The organism is Vibrio sp. S12_S33 (assembly GCF_963889785.1).
Taxonomy (GTDB): Bacteria; Pseudomonadota; Gammaproteobacteria; order Enterobacterales; family Vibrionaceae; genus Vibrio; species Vibrio aestuarianus.
This window is the reverse complement of record NZ_CAWPQZ010000388.1, coordinates 1-251: the sequence shown is the minus strand read 5'-3', so window position 1 is coordinate 251 and position 251 is coordinate 1. Positions and strand designations below refer to the sequence as shown.

Annotated in this window: 1 protein-coding gene; it reads left to right on the top strand. The window is 41.4% G+C overall.

Going from position 1 to position 251, the window contains the following annotated elements; translation table 11 throughout:
* Positions 1-251: transposase (locus tag AACW06_RS20550; protein ID WP_192076420.1), on the top strand; the 251-nt coding region annotated here is incomplete at both ends.

The window sequence follows — 251 nt, the reverse complement described above, 5'->3', positions numbered from 1 at the left end:
AAGAGGTAAAGGTACGATGGGGTGGTTTTACGGCTTTAAGCTTCACATTATCACTAATCACCTTGGTGATATTGTGGCAGCTAAACTTACCCCCGCTAATACGGATGACAGAAAACCCGTTCGTGAGTTGTCAAAAGGGCTATTAGATAAGCTTTATGCAGATAAAGGCTATATCAGTAAAGCGCTAACAGCAGACTTGAAAAAGGATGGTATTAGCCTAATAACGACTCACCGAAAGAACATGAAACCGA